Annotated in this window: 17 protein-coding genes; 13 read left to right on the forward strand and 4 right to left on the reverse strand. The window is 63.9% G+C overall.

What is annotated here, in order from left to right; all coding sequences use genetic code 11:
* Window positions 1-1,011: ABC transporter transmembrane domain-containing protein (locus EOA29_RS08415; RefSeq protein ID WP_245468437.1), on the reverse strand; the 1,011-nt coding region annotated here is incomplete at its 3' end.
* Between the two features lie 205 nt (window positions 1,012-1,216).
* Here EOA29_RS08415 and rpmE point away from each other — a divergent pair.
* From rpmE to phnE (EOA29_RS08455), 8 genes are all read left to right on the forward strand, one after another.
* Complete coding sequence (gene rpmE, locus EOA29_RS08420; protein WP_040974396.1) at window positions 1,217-1,438, forward strand: 50S ribosomal protein L31; 222 nt, start codon at window positions 1,217-1,219, stop codon at window positions 1,436-1,438.
* 156 nt (window positions 1,439-1,594) lie between these two features.
* Complete coding sequence (phnL, locus tag EOA29_RS08425; RefSeq protein ID WP_126091874.1) at window positions 1,595-2,302, forward strand: phosphonate C-P lyase system protein PhnL; 708 nt, start codon at window positions 1,595-1,597, stop codon at window positions 2,300-2,302.
* Window positions 2,299-2,913, forward strand: coding sequence for a DapH/DapD/GlmU-related protein (locus tag EOA29_RS08430; RefSeq protein WP_126091873.1), 615 nt, complete (start codon window positions 2,299-2,301; stop codon window positions 2,911-2,913). Before phnL ends, EOA29_RS08430 begins: the two co-directional genes overlap by 4 nt.
* A 118-nt stretch (window positions 2,914-3,031) precedes the next feature.
* Complete coding sequence (locus EOA29_RS08435) at window positions 3,032-3,742, forward strand: DUF1868 domain-containing protein (RefSeq protein WP_126091872.1); 711 nt, start codon at window positions 3,032-3,034, stop codon at window positions 3,740-3,742.
* Between the two features lie 175 nt (window positions 3,743-3,917).
* Window positions 3,918-4,775, forward strand: coding sequence for a phosphonate ABC transporter ATP-binding protein (phnC, locus tag EOA29_RS08440; protein WP_126091871.1), 858 nt, complete (start codon window positions 3,918-3,920; stop codon window positions 4,773-4,775).
* A gap of 143 nt (window positions 4,776-4,918) precedes the next feature.
* Window positions 4,919-5,827: a phosphonate ABC transporter substrate-binding protein gene (phnD, locus tag EOA29_RS08445; RefSeq protein ID WP_126091870.1), complete on the forward strand. Its 909-nt coding sequence runs from the start codon at window positions 4,919-4,921 to the stop codon at window positions 5,825-5,827.
* A gap of 58 nt (window positions 5,828-5,885) precedes the next feature.
* On the forward strand, window positions 5,886-6,845 hold the full coding sequence (gene phnE, locus EOA29_RS08450; protein ID WP_126091869.1) for a phosphonate ABC transporter, permease protein PhnE: 960 nt from the start codon (window positions 5,886-5,888) through the stop codon (window positions 6,843-6,845).
* A gap of 8 nt (window positions 6,846-6,853) precedes the next feature.
* Window positions 6,854-8,212 carry a phosphonate ABC transporter, permease protein PhnE gene (gene phnE / locus EOA29_RS08455; RefSeq protein ID WP_189350638.1) on the forward strand — a complete coding sequence of 453 codons (1,359 nt, stop codon included), beginning with the start codon at window positions 6,854-6,856 and terminating at the stop codon, window positions 8,210-8,212.
* 398 nt (window positions 8,213-8,610) lie between these two features.
* Here the strand turns inward: phnE (EOA29_RS08455) and EOA29_RS08460 are convergent, their stop codons facing one another.
* The 3 genes from EOA29_RS08460 to EOA29_RS08470 all read right to left on the reverse strand — a co-directional run bounded on the left by EOA29_RS08460 (window position 8,611) and on the right by EOA29_RS08470 (window position 12,030).
* Entirely contained in the window at window positions 8,611-9,462 is an 852-nt protein-coding gene (locus tag EOA29_RS08460) for a sugar phosphate isomerase/epimerase (RefSeq protein ID WP_126095748.1), read from the reverse strand.
* Between the two features lie 172 nt (window positions 9,463-9,634).
* Window positions 9,635-10,822 carry a Gfo/Idh/MocA family oxidoreductase gene (locus EOA29_RS08465; RefSeq protein ID WP_126091867.1) on the reverse strand — a complete coding sequence of 396 codons (1,188 nt, stop codon included), beginning with the start codon at window positions 10,820-10,822 and terminating at the stop codon, window positions 9,635-9,637.
* A 152-nt stretch (window positions 10,823-10,974) separates the two neighbouring features.
* The gene (locus tag EOA29_RS08470) at window positions 10,975-12,030 is read right to left on the reverse strand and encodes a sugar phosphate isomerase/epimerase (RefSeq protein WP_126091866.1); all 1,056 of its coding nucleotides are present in this window, start codon (window positions 12,028-12,030) and stop codon (window positions 10,975-10,977) included.
* A gap of 400 nt (window positions 12,031-12,430) precedes the next feature.
* Between EOA29_RS08470 and EOA29_RS08475 the strand changes: the two genes are divergently transcribed.
* The 5 genes from EOA29_RS08475 to EOA29_RS08495 form a co-directional block, all read left to right on the forward strand.
* Entirely contained in the window at window positions 12,431-13,318 is an 888-nt protein-coding gene (locus EOA29_RS08475; RefSeq protein WP_127220745.1) for a sugar phosphate isomerase/epimerase family protein, read from the forward strand.
* Window positions 13,319-13,371: 53 nt separating this feature from the next.
* On the forward strand, window positions 13,372-14,541 hold the full coding sequence (locus tag EOA29_RS08480; RefSeq protein WP_126091864.1) for a mandelate racemase/muconate lactonizing enzyme family protein: 1,170 nt from the start codon (window positions 13,372-13,374) through the stop codon (window positions 14,539-14,541).
* Between the two features lie 2 nt (window positions 14,542-14,543).
* The gene (locus tag EOA29_RS08485; protein WP_126091863.1) at window positions 14,544-15,260 is read left to right on the forward strand and encodes a FadR/GntR family transcriptional regulator; all 717 of its coding nucleotides are present in this window, start codon (window positions 14,544-14,546) and stop codon (window positions 15,258-15,260) included.
* Window positions 15,261-15,268: 8 nt separating this feature from the next.
* Entirely contained in the window at window positions 15,269-16,246 is a 978-nt protein-coding gene (locus EOA29_RS08490) for a hydroxyacid dehydrogenase (protein WP_127220746.1), read from the forward strand.
* Window positions 16,247-16,296: 50 nt separating this feature from the next.
* On the forward strand, window positions 16,297-16,609 hold a 313-nt coding region (locus EOA29_RS08495), incomplete at its 3' end, for a hypothetical protein (RefSeq protein ID WP_127220747.1).

Here is a 16,609-nt window from a genome sequence, read left to right on the forward strand (position 1 = left end):
ATCCTGGCCGAGAAGCCCGCCATCCTGCCGCCTGTCGATCCGCAGCCGCTCGGCGGCGCCCGCCGCCTGCGACAGCTCGCTCCATACTTCCGACAGCGCGCCGAGCGCACCGGCGGCGAACACCGAATAGAGCAGGAACTGGCCGAGCGTTCCGGCCGACATCGTGCCGGCAAGCACGTCGCGCGAGCCGAACCAGAGCACCGCCACCACCGAGGAAAAGATCATGAAGATGGCGAAGAAGGTGAGGAAGGAGCGGGCAAAGACCGACATGCGCGCCGCCTCGAAGGCGGCTTCGACGGCGGCCGAGAAGCGCCCAGTGACCAGCTTCTCGTTGGTGAAGGCCTGCAGCGTGCGCACGGCGCCGATTTGCTCGCTGGCATAGGCGGTGGCCTCCGCAAGCGTGTCCTGCGCCAGGCGCGATTTGCGGCGCACCGAGCGTCCGAAAGCGACCAGCGGCAGCACGATCAGCGGGATAGCGGCGATGACCAGACCGGAGAGTTTTGGGCTGGTGAAGATCATCATCGCCACGGCGCCGAGGCCGAGAATGAGATTGCGCAGCGCGACCGATGCGGTGGCGCCGACCGCCGATTTCACCTGCGTGGTGTCGGCGGCGAGGCGCGACACGATCTCGCCCGACTGCGCGCGATCGAAGAAGGCCGGCGAGAGCGTCGTCACATGAGAAAAGACGTCGCGGCGGATATCGGCGACGACCCGCTCGCCGAGCGTGATGACAAAGTAGTAGCGGCTGGCCGAGGCCGCCGCCAGCAGAGCCGCCATCAGAACCAGCGCCGCGAAATACTCGGCAATGAAGGTGGAGCCCGCCGCCTGGAAGCCATGGTCGATCATGCGCCGCACGGCCATCGGCAACGCCAGCGTGGTCACTGCCGCCACGATCAGCGAGATGATGGCGCCGACCGCCAGTTTCCGGTAGCGGGTGATATAGGGGAAAAGGTTTCTGAGCGGCCGGACCGAGCGTCTGCGCTCGTCTGCACTGACACCGATATCCGCCATGAGCGTTTCCTCTGGCCGCTTGCCGGTCATGCGCTACAATATGCGCCTGCCGCGGCCTTGTGATTCAATTCCGGCTGATGTATAGGCTCGCCGACCGTTTTAGAAGCCGTGGCTTTTCATTAGCTGCGGCTTCGAGTTTTAAAAAGGGGCGCATCGACGCAGGCCATGGGCCCGTCACCAGCGCCGGCAAGCCAGGAACACGACAATGAAGGCCGATATCCATCCCGACTACCACACCATCAAGGTCGTCATGACCGACGGCACCGAGTACCTGACCCGCTCCACCTGGGGCAAGGAAGGCGACACGATGAACCTCGACATCGACCCGACCACGCACCCGGCCTGGACCGGCGGCCAGCAGACCCTGCTCGACCGCGGCGGCCGCCTGTCCAAGTTCAAGAAGCGCTTCGAAGGTTTCGGCCTCTAAGCCGGATACGCCTCCAGAATTTGAAAAACCCGCCCTCGAGGCGGGTTTTTTTGTTGGCAGCGCCTGCCCCTACCTCCCCCTTGTGGGGAGGTCGGACCGAAGGTCCGGGCGGGGGTACTTCAGCCACCACGCAAACAGCGAAAGGAGCACTTTCTAATGCCCACCCCTCTCGTCGTTTCCGATGTCGCGAAAAGCTTCACCATGCACCTGCGCGACGGCGTCAGGCTGCCGGTGGTGGCGGGCGTCTCCTTCTCGATCCGTGCCGGCGAATGCGCGGTGCTTGGCGGCCCGTCGGGCGCCGGAAAAAGCTCGATCCTGAAGATGCTCTACGGCAATTACGCCGTCGATGAAGGCCAGATCATCGTCCAGCATGGAGACGGCCTGATCGACCTCGCCTCCGCCAGTCCGCGCACCGTGCTTGCCGTGCGCCGCCACACCATCGGCTATGTCAGCCAGTTCCTGCGCACCGTGCCGCGCGTCTCGGCGCTCGATGTCGTCGCCGAGCCGCTGGTCGAGCGCGGTGAGGACAGGGAAGGCGCGCGGGCGAAGGCTCGTTTCCTGTTGGCGCAGCTCAACCTCCCGGAAAAACTCTGGGCGCTGCCGCCGGCGACCTTCTCCGGTGGCGAGCAGCAGCGCGTCAACATCGCGCGCGGCTTCATCACCGAGCATCCTATCCTGCTGCTCGACGAGCCGACAGCTTCGCTCGACGCCAAAAACCGCGACGTCGTGGTCGAACTCGTCGCCGCCAAGAAGGCGGCGGGCGTCGCCCTGCTCGGCATCTTCCACGACCTGGATGTGCGCGACGCGGTGGCCGACCGCGTCATCGACGTCACCGCCTTCGCCGCCGGAAAGATCGCCGCATGAGAAAGCTTTCGGAGACGCCGCTGGTCCACGAGACGGCGCAAGTCGAGAACTCGAAGCTCGGCCGCTGGACCGAGATCGCCGAGCGCAGCCGTGTCTCTGAAAGCGAGCTCGGCGACTACTCCTACATGATGCAGGACTGCGCTGTCTGGTGCGCAACCATCGGCAAGTTTTCGAACATCGCGGCAAGCGTTCGCCTCAACGCCACCAATCATCCGACTTGGCGGCCGACGCTGCACCACTTCACCTACCGTGCCTCGGACTATTGGGACGACGCCGAGCATGAGAGCGAGTTCTTTGCCCAGCGCCGCGCCAAGCGCGTCACCATCGGCCACGACACCTGGCTCGGCCATGGCTCGACCGTGCTGCCCGGCGTGACCGTCGGCGATGGCGCGGCGGTCGGCGCCGGTGCCGTGGTGTCGAAGGATGTCGCGCCCTACACGATCGTCGCCGGCGTGCCGGCAAAACCGATCCGCGAGCGTTTCGACCGCCGCACCGCCGAGCGCTACCAGGCGCTCGCCTGGTGGGATTGGGACCATGCCCGGCTGCGCGCCGCGCTCGACGATTTTCGCGAGTTGGAGGCCGAGGCTTTCCTGGAAAAGTATGGCGGCTGAATCTCGTGAATGGTCAATAGTGAATGGCGGACAACAAGGTTCGGGCTGGGGAAGCCTTCACCATTCACATCCTTGACACACGACTCGGGCAGAGGCGATCTCCCCCAGGGAGATCGCCATGCTCGACAAAGTCAGACCCTCGCTTGCCTCCTTCTTCGAAGGCACCAACCCGATGCCGCCGATGCATCTCGGCACCCGCTATGACACATCGGGCAATTTCCTTTTCGAGCCGGGCAACACCGTTGTCAGCCACCTCGTCGAGGGCTCGCCATCCGAAGCCGCAATCATCGCGGTGCGCGAGCGTATCCTCTCCATGCCCGACGCCGATCGCCTCGCCTTCACGCCGATCTCCAGCCTGCATATGACCCTGTTCCAGGGCATCATAGAATACCGGCGCCGCCTTCCCTACTGGCCTTCCGATGTGCCGTTGAACACCAGCATCGACGACATCACTCGCCTCTATCTGGAGCGGCTGCAGGGCTTCGAGGGCAACGGTGCATTCAGGATCAAGGCCATCGGCGTCACGCCAAACGGCCTGACGGTCGCCGGTGCCACGGAAGAGGACCGTGCTATCCTCAAGGCATGGCGTGACGCGCTGTCGGTGCCGTTCGGCTATCGTCACCCCGACCACGACAGCTACATCTTCCACATCACCTTCGCTTACCAGATCCGCCGCCTCGCCGACGAACGAGTGTCAGCCTGGCAGGACCTGTTCGACGACTGCCTGTCGTTCCTCGACCGCGAGGCTCCAGTGATCGAATTGCGCCCGCCGGCCTTCTGCAGCTTCAAGGACATGAAGCACTTCGAGGAATTGCTGGTCCTTGGATGAGCCCGTGCATGTCGCCCAAAGGTGCCCAGCGGTTTTGGGACAACGACGTGCATAAACGACGATTCCTGCCTGTGGGTCGTAACAAAACTGACATCAATCCGACACCCCAGCTTCATGGGGCTGCGCTAGCGAAGGTTAACGGACCTTCAAAACTGCGACGTACCGGAGTCTTGCCATGTCAGCATCATCGGCCACGTTGGAAATCCGCGGCGTAACCCGACGATTTGGCAAGAACACCGCGGTCAGCGACATCAACGTATCGATCCCGCAGGGCCAGATGGTCGGCATCATCGGCCGTTCCGGCGCCGGCAAGTCGACGTTATTGCGCATGATCAACCGTCTCATCGATCCCAGCCAGGGATCGATTTTTTTTGACGGCTCCGACGTTTCCCGCCTGCAGGGCTCGCCGCTGCGCCGCTGGCAGCGCGACTGCGCCATGATCTTCCAGCAGTTCAACCTCGTGCCGCGCCTCGACGTCCTGACCAACGTTCTGCTCGGCCGCCTCAACCATCGCTCGACGCTTTCCAACCTGCTCGGCATGTTCTCGCGCACCGAATGCGCGGAGGCGGTGGCGGCTCTCGAGCGCCTCGACATCGCCCGCACCGCGCTGCAGCCGGCCGGCACGCTTTCCGGCGGCCAGCAGCAGCGCGTGGCGATCGCGCGCGCCATGATGCAGCAGCCGAAGGTGCTTCTGGCCGACGAGCCGATCGCCTCGCTCGACCCGCTCAACGCCAAGGTGGTCATGGATTCGCTGCGCGACATCAACCTGCGCGAAGGCATCACCGTCGTCACCAACCTGCATACGCTGGACACCGCCCGCGCCTACTGCACCCGCATCATCGGCATGGCCGCCGGCAAGGTCGTGTTCGACGGCGCGCCCGAGGATCTCGACCGCGACGCCGTGCGCACCGTCTATGGCGCCGATGCCAACGGCGTCGAGATCTCCGAGGCGATCACGTCGACCAGCGTCACCGTCAAGCCGAAGATCACCGCATCCGCCGGACCGCTCGAACCGGCCTTCCCTGGCTACTGAGTCCATTGCCCGGGCTGTAGCCGCTCCGGGCAAATCGTGGATTTCGGCAAAGAGCAACCCGGATCGCCCGTCCGCGTCAAAGGCAAAACTCAAAAATTCGAACGTCACCGGCGCGCAGCCGGAGCAACAGGAGAGAGATCAAAATGTTCAGGAAAATGGTTTTTGGCGCCGTATCGATGCTGGCCATGGCGGCAAGCGCCGCTCACGCCGCCGACATCAAGGAGTTCCGCGTCGGCATCCTCGGCGGTGAGAACGAGACCGACCGCCTGCGCAACTACCAGTGCCTTGCCGACCACCTCAAGGCCGAATTCGGCTTCGAGAAGGTGTCGCTGTTCCCGGCCGCCGACTATGACGGCGTCATCCAGGGTCTGCTCGGCGGCACGCTCGACTTCGCCGAGCTCGGCGCGTCCGGCTATGCCAGCGTCTACCTCAAGGACCCGAACGCGGTCACCCCGATCCTCACCACCAAGCAGACCGATGGCTCGACCGGCTACTATTCGATCGGCCTGGCGCTGAAGACTTCCGGCATCACCGACATCAAGTCGGCCAAGGGCAAGAAGCTCGGCTATGCCGATCCGGATTCGACTTCGGGCTATCTGATCCCGCTGACCCAGATTCCGAAGGACACCGGCGCCTCCAACGAGACCTATTTCGCCTCGACCCAGTTCAATGGCGGCCATGAGAACAACGTTCTGGCCGTTCGCGACGGCAAGGTCGACGTGGCGGTGGACGATTCCTCCGGCATCGGCGACTTCAAGAACGGCTACACCTCCGGCACCTTCCACAAGGAAGTCGCCAAGGGCGCCGTCGACCCGAACGACTTCGTCGAAGTCTGGCGCTCGGGCCTGATCCCGAACGGCCCGCTGGTTGTCCGCACAGCGATCGGCGCCGACATGACTGCCAAGCTCACCGACTTCTTCACCGCCCTCCCGGGCAAGGACAAGCCCTGCTTCGAGGGCGTCGAGGGCGGCGATTTCACCGGCTATGTCCCGGTGAAGCCGGACTTCTACAAAGTCATCGTCGAGGCCCGCAAAGCCGCGATCGGCGGCTGACGGCATCAGGAAGAAAGGGCGGCGTTTTGAAACGCCGCCCTTTTTGCATGCTCCGATCATGACAGCCTCAGCGACAATCCACTCCGAAGCAACCCGGCAGCAGGCGGACGCCTGGCGGCGCCAGACCTCGCTTCGCCGCTTCTACACCGCGCTAGGCGCCGGCCTGCTGCTTGTCGCCATGTTCGCGACGATGTGGTTCGCCGACGAGGCCAATGCCGGCCATTTCTTCGACCGGCTGCCGCATATCCTGGATTTCCTGAGCTGGCTGATCCCGAAGGACTGGAACGACGTCTGGCGGGCGCTGTTCGACATCGCCTCGCCGCATGACAAGGGCACGCAGGAATTCAACTTCCCGCTCGGCCGCGTCTACATCTGGGGCGGCATCTACATCCCCGAATATTTCGAGCTGATGCTGACCACCGTCAACGTGGCGCTGGTCTCGACCTTTATCGGCTTCGTCTTTGCCGTTCCCTTCTCCTTCATCGCCGCGCGCAACCTGACGCCGAGCCCGATCCTGCGGCTCGTCGTCAAGCGTTTCATGGAACTGCTGCGCGCTTTCCCGGAGATCGTCATCGCCGGGCTGTTCGCAGCCATCGTCTCGATCGGTCCGGTCGCCGCCATCATCGCCATCGGCCTGCATTCGATCGGCGCGCTGGGCAAGCTGTTCTACGAGATCAACGAGAACATCGACATGCGTCCCGAGGAGGGTCTGCGCGCGGTCGGCGCCAACTGGATCGAGCGCGTGCGCTTCGCCGACCTGCCGCAGGTGCTGCCCAATTTCATGTCCTACACGCTGCTCAGGATCGAGATCAACGTGCGCATCTCGACCATCATGGGCGCCGTCGGCGGCGGTGGCATCGGCGAGGAGCTGAAGCTTTCGATCTCGCGCGGCTTCGGCGCCAAGACGTTGGCGCTGGTGCTGCTGCTCTTTGTCACCATCTTCCTCGTCGACCAGTTCTCCGCCTGGCTGCGCCGCAAACTGGTCGGCGAGCAGGCCTTCCTGATGAGCGCTGCTTGACCATGGCTATGACAGTCGACGAAATCAGGGCCATCGAGGAACGCCACCCGCAGATATTCCAGCGGCCGGCCTACAGGCGCTTCTGGCCGCTGCTGCTGATCGCGGGCACGGTGCTCTATCTCGCCTATGCCTTGTGGTTCTTCAGCCTGCCGCAGGTGCTGAAAGAATCGCATTGGGAGCGCCTGCCGCTCTTCCTGTCGCAATGGATCAGCTACGACCTGCAGCCGGAATTCCGCCTCGACCAGCCACAGATCACGCCGAAGTATCCGCGCTTTTCCGCGCTTGGCGAGAACCCCAATCCGGACTGGGTGATCAGGAATCCCGACGGCACCTTCACCGTGCAGATCGACGGCAATGCAAAGTCCGTCATCTTCGACAAGACCAGGGCGACAATCGTCGCCAATGGCCAGAGGGTGCCTGTGTCGCTCACCAGCGGCAAGCCGCAGGTGTCCGGCCCGGTGCCGGACTGGGTGACCGTGCATGATGACGAGGTCGTCGCCAAGATGGGCTTTGCCGGCGAGGTGCGCATCACCGTCGACCGCGTCAAGGTGCGCAAGCGCTTCCTTGGCTGGGCGAATTTCGTCTTCGACACCCGCTCGCCCTTCTTCGGCAAGTCGGCCGGCGAGGTGTTTTCGCTGATCCTTTCGGGGCCTGAGCTCAAGCCCGGCACGTCGAACCTGGCTTTAGCCGCCGACAACATCTGGAACAACGCGCAGTGGCAGCATGGCGACGTCTGGACGAAGCTCTTGCAGACCATCGTCATGGCGTTCCTCGGCACGCTGCTCGGCGGCATCGTCGCCTTCCCGCTGGCCTTCTTCGCCGCCCGCAACATCACGCCGAGCGGCCTGCTCAGCCAGGTCCTGAAGCGCTTCTTCGATTTCATGCGCTCGGTCGACATGCTGATCTGGGCGCTGTTCTTCACCCGCGCCTTCGGCCCCGGCCCGCTCGCCGGCAGCGCCGCCATCTTCTTCACCGAGATCGGCACGCTCGGCAAAACCTATTCCGAGGCGCTGGAGAACATCGACGACAAGCCGCGCGAAGGCGTGCTGTCGACCGGCGCCAACGGCCTGCTCGTGCAGCGCTACGGCGTGCTGCCGGAGGTGGTGCCGATCTTCATCAGCCAGACACTCTACCAGTGGGAATCGAACACCCGCGGCGCGACCATCATCGGCGCCGTCGGCGCCGGCGGCATCGGCTTGAAGCTTTGGGAAGCGATGCGCACCAATTCTAACTGGGCGAACGTCTTCTACATGGTGCTGTTGACGCTGCTCGTCGTCTTCATCTTCGACAACATCTCGAACTTCCTGCGCAGGCGGCTGAGCCGCACGCTGCATGACTACAACCGGCTGCAGGCCGCGCAGGGATAACCTTGTGAACCATAGGCGCAGGCATCGTGCAGCGCCGAGCCAAGGGTCGACCCCCACTCCGTCGAGCTGCGCTCGACACCTCTCCCCCGATCGACGGGGTAGAGGAAAGGCGCCAGGCTGTCCGAGCCGACGCCTGTCCTCCTAGAGCATGATCCCGAAAAGTGGGAACCGGTTTTCGGAGAAAGATCATGCTCCAACAAAGATTTAGATTGTGGTGGCGATTCAACGAAACGCCATCACGGTCTAGGCCGAGGCTTTCTTCCTCTCCCGAGCCACGAGGCTCCCTTTCCTCTCCCTCCGGAGGGGGGAGAGGTGGCTCGGCGAAGCCGAGACGGAGTGGGGGAACCACCTGGCAACCGTTGCGAACGCAAATAGAAGTTGGACTAGGCGCAGGGCCTCTAAGCCGCCTTCCTCCACCCATCCCTGATATGCCTATACCCTTCGCGGTACACCGCCTCGGGGCTCTCGGCGAAATCGCGCCACACCTTCGTCGCCGCTGCCAAGTCCTTCAGCGAGCGTCCAAACGATTCAATCGTCAGCCAGTCGTCATAGCCGCTCTTGCGGATGGCTGAAAAAGTCTCCTTCCAGGGGACGTGGCCGCGCCCCGGCACGCCGCGGTCATTCTCCGAAATATGGATATGAACAATGTTCCTGCGATTGCGCGTATAGGCGCCGATCGGATCGGCTTCCTCGATATTGGCGTGGAAGGTGTCGTACATCGCCTTGACGTGAGGCCGGTCGATCGCGTCGATATGCTCCGACAGATCGTCCATCGTGTTCACCAGGTAGCATTCGAAGCGGTTGAGCGCTTCCAGCCCAACGGTGACGCCCTTCTTGCCGGCATGGTCGCCGATGGCGCGCTGCGAGGCGATCGAACGCTGCTTCTCGGCCGCTGTCGGCCCGCTGCCGGAGAAGGCGCCCAGCGTCGAGTGCAGCGGGCCGCTCAGCCGGTTCGCGCCAAGCGCCGCGCTGCAGTCGATCGCCCATTTCATGTAGTCGATACCGGCCTTGCGCGTCGCGGCATCGGGCGAGATCAGGTTCATCGCCGGATCGCCCATGGCCGAGACCGCGGTGCGTTCCAGGCCGATGCGGTCGAGCATCTCGCCGAGCTTTTTGTAGTCGTCAGGCCCGCCCGCGAAGACCGGGATCTCGACGCCGTCGAAGCCGGTTGCTTTGATGTCCTTCAGCAGCGCCTCATGCTTCGTCGAGACGCTGGTGGTCCACAGGAACATGCACATGCCGATCTTCATCGACATCCCCTCTCCCTCATCACCTTCGAACGAGGGGTGATGAGATTCAGGTCAGGCCGAGCCGAAAATGGCGGATTCCGAGAACCGGAGCGGAGCGTACTTGAAGTACGTGAGCACCGGAAGCGCAGGAAGCCGCCGTTTGCAGGCCGGCCTCACCTGAATATCGTCACCCCTAGAGCTTCGTCCACGCCCCATTCTTCTTCGACGACTTCACACAGGCCTCGATGAAGGCCATGCCTTCGACGCCGTCCGCGATCGTCGGGAAGACGACATCCTTGGCCAGCTTGCCGCCTTTGCGCCGTGCTGCCCGGATCGCCCGCGCGGCCTCCTGGTAGATGTTGGCGAAGCCTTCGAGATAGCCTTCCGGATGGCCGGACGGCACGCGCGTTACACGCGCCGCCACGGGCATCGCGCCGGCGCCGGCACGGGTCAGCAACTGCTTCGGCTGGCCGAACGGCGTGTACCACAGATAGTTCGGGTCGGCCTGCACCCATTCGAGCCCGCCCTTCGAGCCGTAGATGCGCAGCTTCAGCCCGTTCTCGTGGCCGGGCGCCACTTGGCTGGCCCAGATCATGCCCTTGGCGGGATGCTTGTTGCCGACCGGCTTGAAGCGCAGCATGACGTTGACATTGTCGTCGAGCTGCCGGCCCGGCACGAAGGCATCGAGATCGGCCGACAGCGAATCGAGCTCCAGGCCGGAAACGAAACGCGCAAGATTATAGGCATGCGTGCCGATGTCGCCGAGCGCGCCGCCGGCGCCGGCCTGCTTGGGGTCCGAGCGCCACGAGGCCTGCTTCTGGCCGGTAGCGGCAAGGTCCTCGGTCAACCAGTCCTGCGGATATTCCGACTGCACGATGCGAATGTCGCCAAGCTGGCCCTTGGCCACCATCTCACGCGCCTGGCGGATCATCGGATAGGCGGTGTAGTTGTGGGTGAGCACGAACACCTTGCCGGTCTTTTCCACCAGCGTCGCGAGCTTCTTCGCTTCGGCGAGCGAAGTCGCCAGCGGCTTGTCGCAGATGACGTGGATGCCTGCCTCGAGAAAGGCCTTGGCCGCCGGCACATGCACGTTGTTGGGCGTGACGATCGCCACCGCTTCGATGCCGTCCGGCCGCTTGGCCTCGGCCTTGGCCATCTCGGCGTAGGAGCCGTAGCTGCGCGACGGATCGAGCCCGAGTTCTTCGGCCGAAGCCTTTGCCCGTTCCGGATTCGACGACAGCGCGCCGGCCACCAGCACGAAGTCATTGTCCATGCGCGCCGCGATCCGGTGCACCGCGCCGATGAAGGCGCCCTGCCCGCCGCCGACCATGCCGTAGCGGATCGGGCCGCCTCCCGTTTCCGACTTCGATGCGCCGACCATGCTTTTGTCCCTCCATTGTTGGTTTCCTCCCCTTGAGGGGAGGTCGATCCGCGCAGCGGATCGGGTGGGGTCGCCCGGCGTGGAGCTCGGCATGAACCGACCCCACCCGGCCCTTCGGGCCACCCTCCCCTCGTGGGGGAGGGAAAGCGGTGCTAAATCCCCATCATCGCGCGCAGCAGCTTCTTGTCGCTGGTGCCGCCGGCGAAATCGTCGAAAGCCCTCTCCGTGACCCGGATGATGTGATGCTGGATGAAGGGCGCGCCTTCGGCCGCACCGTCTTCCGGATGCTTGAGGCAGCATTCCCATTCCAGCACCGCCCAGGAATCGTAATTGTACTGGGTGAGCTTGGAGAAGATGCCACTGAAATCCACCTGCCCGTCGCCGAGCGAACGGAAACGTCCTGCCCGGTTCACCCAGCCCTGATAGCCGGAATAGACGCCCTGCCGTCCCGTCGGGTTGAACTCGGCGTCCTTGACATGAAATGCCTTGATCCGCTCGTGGTAGATGTCGATGAATTCGAGATAATCGAGCTGCTGCAGCAAGAAATGCGACGGGTCGTAGTTGATGTTGCAGCGCTTGTGGCCGCCGACCGCGTCGAGGAACATTTCGAAGGTCGCGCCGTCGAACACATCCTCGCCCGGGTGAATCTCGTAGCCGACATCGACGCCGTTCTCGTCATACACGTCGAGGATCGGCTTCCAGCGCTTGCCGAGTTCGGCGAAGGCTTCTTCGATCAGGCCTGGTGGCCGCTGCGGCCACGGATAAAGGTAGGGAAAGGCAAGCGCGCCGCTGAAGCTCACCGAGGCCTTCAAGGCCAGATTCTTCGACGCCTTGGCGCCGAACTCCATCTGCTCGACCGCCCATTTCTGACGCGCCTTCGGATTGTTGTGCACCTCGGCCGGCGCGAAGCCGTCGAACTGCGCGTCATAGGCCGGGTGCACCGCGACGAGCTGACCCTGCAGATGCGTCGACAATTCGGTGATCTCGACGCCTGCATCCGCGCAGATGCCCTTCACCTCGTCGCAATAGGTTTTCGACGACGCCGCCATCTTCAGATCGAACAAGCGGCCGTCCCAGGTTGGGATCTGCACGCCCTTGTAGCCCAGGCCGGCCGCCCATTTGGTGATCGAGGCCAGCGAATTGAACGGTGCGGCATCGCCCGCGAACTGCGCCAGAAACAGGCCGGGACCCTTCATCGTCGTCGGCATCGGCATCCTCCCTCTCGTTTTTCACGGACCAAGCATAGCGCCGATTGGAGTGAGGGCTAGCCTGTTTGGTCGTTCGGTATCGGCACCGAAGCATGGTGCCATTCTGGTATTACCAAATCCGGAAATTTGGTCAAGCGGCCGGAAACAGCGGAAGAGCAGCAAGAGCGATTGCAGAAGATAGGCTAAATCCATTTAAATCAACAAATTACGCGAAGGTCGAGGCCCTGTTCGCGGTCTTCTTGCCGTTCATGCGAATTTGCTGTAGAGGTCCTGTTAGACCCAATTGGTAGAACCAGTTTCGAGAAAAATCGCTGGAACGCCCTGGGGAGGAATCGTGCGGCGCGCTCCTTGGGAGACGTCGTGGGCAAACGTGACAGGCGAATTCTGGGAAGGATAGATCATGCATCTTTCGACGCACAACTGGATGCGGGCGGAGCCGCTGGAGGTGACGCTCAAGCGGATCAAGAAACTCGGCTATGAGTCGATCGAAATTTCCGGCGAGCCCGCTCAATACAAGATCAAGGAAACGCGTGCGCTGTTGAAGGAGCACGGCATCCGCTGCTGGGGCTCGGTGACGCTGATGCTGGGCGAACGCAACCTCGCCGCCAAGAACCAAGGCCAGCGCGAGCGCTCGGTGCAATATGTCAAGGACGTGCTGACCATGGTGAGCGAGCTCGACGGCGAGATCATCACGCTGGTTCCCGCCACCGTCGGCAAGGTGGTGCCGGACGGCACCGAGGCGGAAGAGTGGGGCTGGGTGGTGGACGCCACGCGCGAATGCTTCGCCCATGCCAAGAAGGTCGGCGTCAGGATCGCTATCGAGCCGCTCAACCGCTTCGAGACCTATCTCTTCAACCGTGGCGCCCAGGCGCTCGCGCTCGCCGACGCGGTCAGCCCGGAATGCGGCGTGTGCCTCGACGCCTATCACATCCACATGGAGGAATTTAACGTCTATGACGCTGTCCGCCAGGTCGGAAAGCGCCTGTTCGATTTCCATGTCGCCGACAACAACCGCTTCGCCGCGGGCCTCGGCCAGATCGACTGGCCGAAGATCGTCGGCACGCTGAAGGAGATCGGCTATGACGGCGCGCTGACCAATGAGTTCGTCGCGCCGGTCGACCGCACACCGGCCGCGCCCTATCCGGAAATGGTGGAGCGCAACCCTGTCGATATCTCGCCCGAGCAGCTCAAATTCATCCAGGACCACGGCTCCAGCCTGCTCACCGAGAAATTCTACACCGACCAGATGCGTATCACGGCCGAAACGCTGCTGCCGCTGATCAAGTAGCCGGTCCGATTGATGCCCTTCCGCCCGACCGGGCGGCGGGGCCGGGGATGAAGATGCGTATCAGAGACGTCCAGGCCTGGTGGGTTCGCGTACCGATCGAAGTCGCAAAGCAGCATCGCAGCGACTTCGGTCAGGTCACGACGTTCGATGCCGCCATTTTGCGCATCGAGACCGATGACGGCCTGGTCGGCTGGGGCGAAGGCAAGAACGCCGCCGGCAGCGCCGGCAGCTATGGCGCGCTGGTCCACATGCTGAACCACGAGATCGCGCCGCAGCTCATCGGCCGCGACCCGGCCGACATCGGCATCATCTGGGAAATGCTTTACAACGGCGTGCGTCACAACACGGCCGCCCATGCCGGCCACGCCATGCCGCAGCTGGCGCGGCGCGGCATGAGCGTGGCGGCGATCAGCGCTGTCGACATCGCGCTCTGGGACATCCTCGGCAAGTCGCTGGGGCAGCCGGTCTGGCGGCTCCTCGGCGGTCGCAAGGTCGAGCGCATGCAGGCCTATGCGTCGGGAGGCTGGGCCGGCGCCGATGCGATCGGCGACCAGCTCAAATCCTACATCGCCAAGGGCGGCTTCAAAGCGCTGAAGATGCGCATCGGCGCCATGGACGGCGCGCCGCATATTTCGGCCGCGCGCGTGCGCGCCGCGAGGGAAGCGGTCGGTCCGGATATCGAGCTGATGGTCGACGCGCACGGCACCTATACCGTCGCCGAGGCGAAGCGCTTCATCAGCCTCACCGCCGACCTCGACCTCGCCTGGTTCGAAGAGCCGGTGATCGCCGACGACAAGCCCGGCATGGCCGAGGTGCGCGCCTCGGGTTCGACCCCGATCGCCACTGGCGAGAGCGAGGCGACGCGCTTCGCCTTCCGCGATCTTGCCTTGCTGAAATCGGCCGATATCTTCCAGCCGGACCCCGCCTTCTGCGGCGGCATCAGCGAGGCGATGAAGATCGGCACCATCGCCAGCGCCTTCAACCTGCGCTTTGCGCCGCATCTTTGGGCCGGGGCGCCCTGCTTCTTTGCCGGGCTGCATGTCTGCGCGGCTTCGCCCGCCAGCTTCATCGTCGAATATTCGCTTGGCGCCAATCCGATGATCCATGATCTCGTCGAAGAGACTGTCGAAGCGAAAGACGGTATGATAGCGATCCCTGAAAAGCCCGGACTGGGTTTCACCATTTCGGAGCGGTTCCTGGAGGCGCACGCGCAACGCATTTGACGATGAAAGAGAAGAACCTCCTCGCGGAACTCGCCGCCTATCTGTTCTCCAACTCGGACAAGGAGTCGGGCCGCACGCCGTCGGAGCGCGAACTGGCGGAGCATTTCGGCGTCAGCCGTGGCCAGATCCGCGAAGCGCTGGCGATTTTGGAAGCCATGCGCATCGTCGAGCGCCGCGCCAAATCAGGCATCTACATCGACACCAAGCAGGCAAGCGTAGAAGCGTTAGCGCTTTTCGCCCGCGCGGGCCTGCCGCTCGATCCGGTGCAGATCTACGAGACCGTCGAGCTGCGCAAGATCCATGAGATCAAGGCGGCCGAGCTTGCCTGCTCGCGCGCCACCGAGGAAAATTTCGAGCGGCTGCGCGAGATCCTGAAGGCTTCCGAAGAGCGCATCGCCGCCGGCGAAGGCCTCGCCAAGGAAGACCGCGAGTTCCATCTCGAGATCGTGCGGGCGACCAAGAACGGCGTCTTCCACAACATCTGCAGCGTCTATTACCTGATGGGCGAGCAGCGCCTGCCGATCTATTTCAACGACCCCGAGCGCAGCGTGCGTTCGCATGCCGAGCACATCCAGATCTACGAGGCGCTGCTGCGCCGCGACGGCAATCTCGCCCAGGCGCTGATGAGCGCGCACCTGCAAGGGGCCGAGAGCTACTGGAAGGGGATCATCGAAGGTCGCTTGACGGAGCCGAAAAACATGGCGCTCGAAAAGGCCTGAACCTGACGATGCCGAAAATCCTGTCGACGCATCCACTGCACCCGCGCGCCACGGCCATGCTGGCGGGGGCAGGCAAGCTGGCAATCGCTTCCGCCCTCGATGCCAAGACCCTGGTCGCCGAGGCCCGCGACGCCGACATCGTCATCGTGCGCGCGCCGCTGCCGCCGGAGCTGTTCGATGGCGCAGACAATTTGCGCGCCGCGATCCGCCATGGCGCGGGGCTAGACATGATCCCGGTCGAGGCCGCCACCGCTGCCGGCGTGCTGGTGGCGAACGTGCCGGCCGTGAATGCCCGCTCGGTCGCCGAACATGTGATGTTCGTGGCGCTCGCGCTCTTGCGGCGCTTCCGCGTGATGGATCGCGACCTGCGTGCCAAGGGCTGGCTCGCCGGGCGCGAACACGCCAATTCCACCAGCGAACTTGCCGGCAAGACGGTCGGCATTGTCGGCCTCCGCGCGGTCGGCCAGGCCGTCGGCCATATCGCCGCGCACGGCTTCGACCTCAATGTCGTGGCGACGACGCGCAGCCTGCGCCCGGCGCCCGAGCGCGTCGGCTTCCTGTCGATCGACGCGCTGGTCGAGCAGAGCGACATCATCGTCCTCTGCTGCCCGCTGACCGAAGAGACGCGCGGCCTGATCAGCCGCGAGCGCATCGCCCGCATGAAGCCCAATGCGCTTTTGATCAATGTCTCGCGCGGACCGGTGATCGATCACGAGGCGTTGATCGAAGCCCTGCGAAAGGGCCGCATCGGCGGAGCTGCGCTCGACGTCTTCGCGACCCAGCCGCTGCCGCCGAACCATCCTTATTTCGGCTTCGACAACGTCATCGTCACCCCGCATATGGCAGGCATCACCGAGGAATCGATGATGCGCATGGGTGTTGGCGCGGCGAACGAGGCGTTGCTGGTGCTTGCCGACAAATTGCCGGTCAACCTGCGCAACCCGGAAGTGATCGACCATTACCGGCGCCGCTTCCCGACCGACTGACGTCTGGCGGACGCCTCAATTTTCCCGGATTTGACGACGACCTTCTTGCCATGACCAAGAGCGTCGCGCCAGCCCTTCTGATCACTGCCCTCTGCCTGTCCGCGGCCGAAGCCGGCGCCGGCGGACAGGGCAGCTACGTGCCCTGCGACAACGGCCTGCGCTGCGTGATGGCGCCCTGCCCCTCGAACAGCGCGCTTGACCTCGCCTCAGGCAAGATCATCAAGGGTGTCTCGATCGACATCGGCGGCCTGCCGCAACAGGACAAGGCGCTCGATCTCCAGGACAAGCTCTATGCCGGCAAGGTCGTCGTTGCCGGCACGATCGAGAACCGCCCGCATACCTTCAATGGCAAGCAATACAGCC

Source organism: Mesorhizobium sp. M1E.F.Ca.ET.063.01.1.1, assembly GCF_003998155.1.
GTDB lineage: Bacteria > Pseudomonadota > Alphaproteobacteria > Rhizobiales > Rhizobiaceae > Mesorhizobium.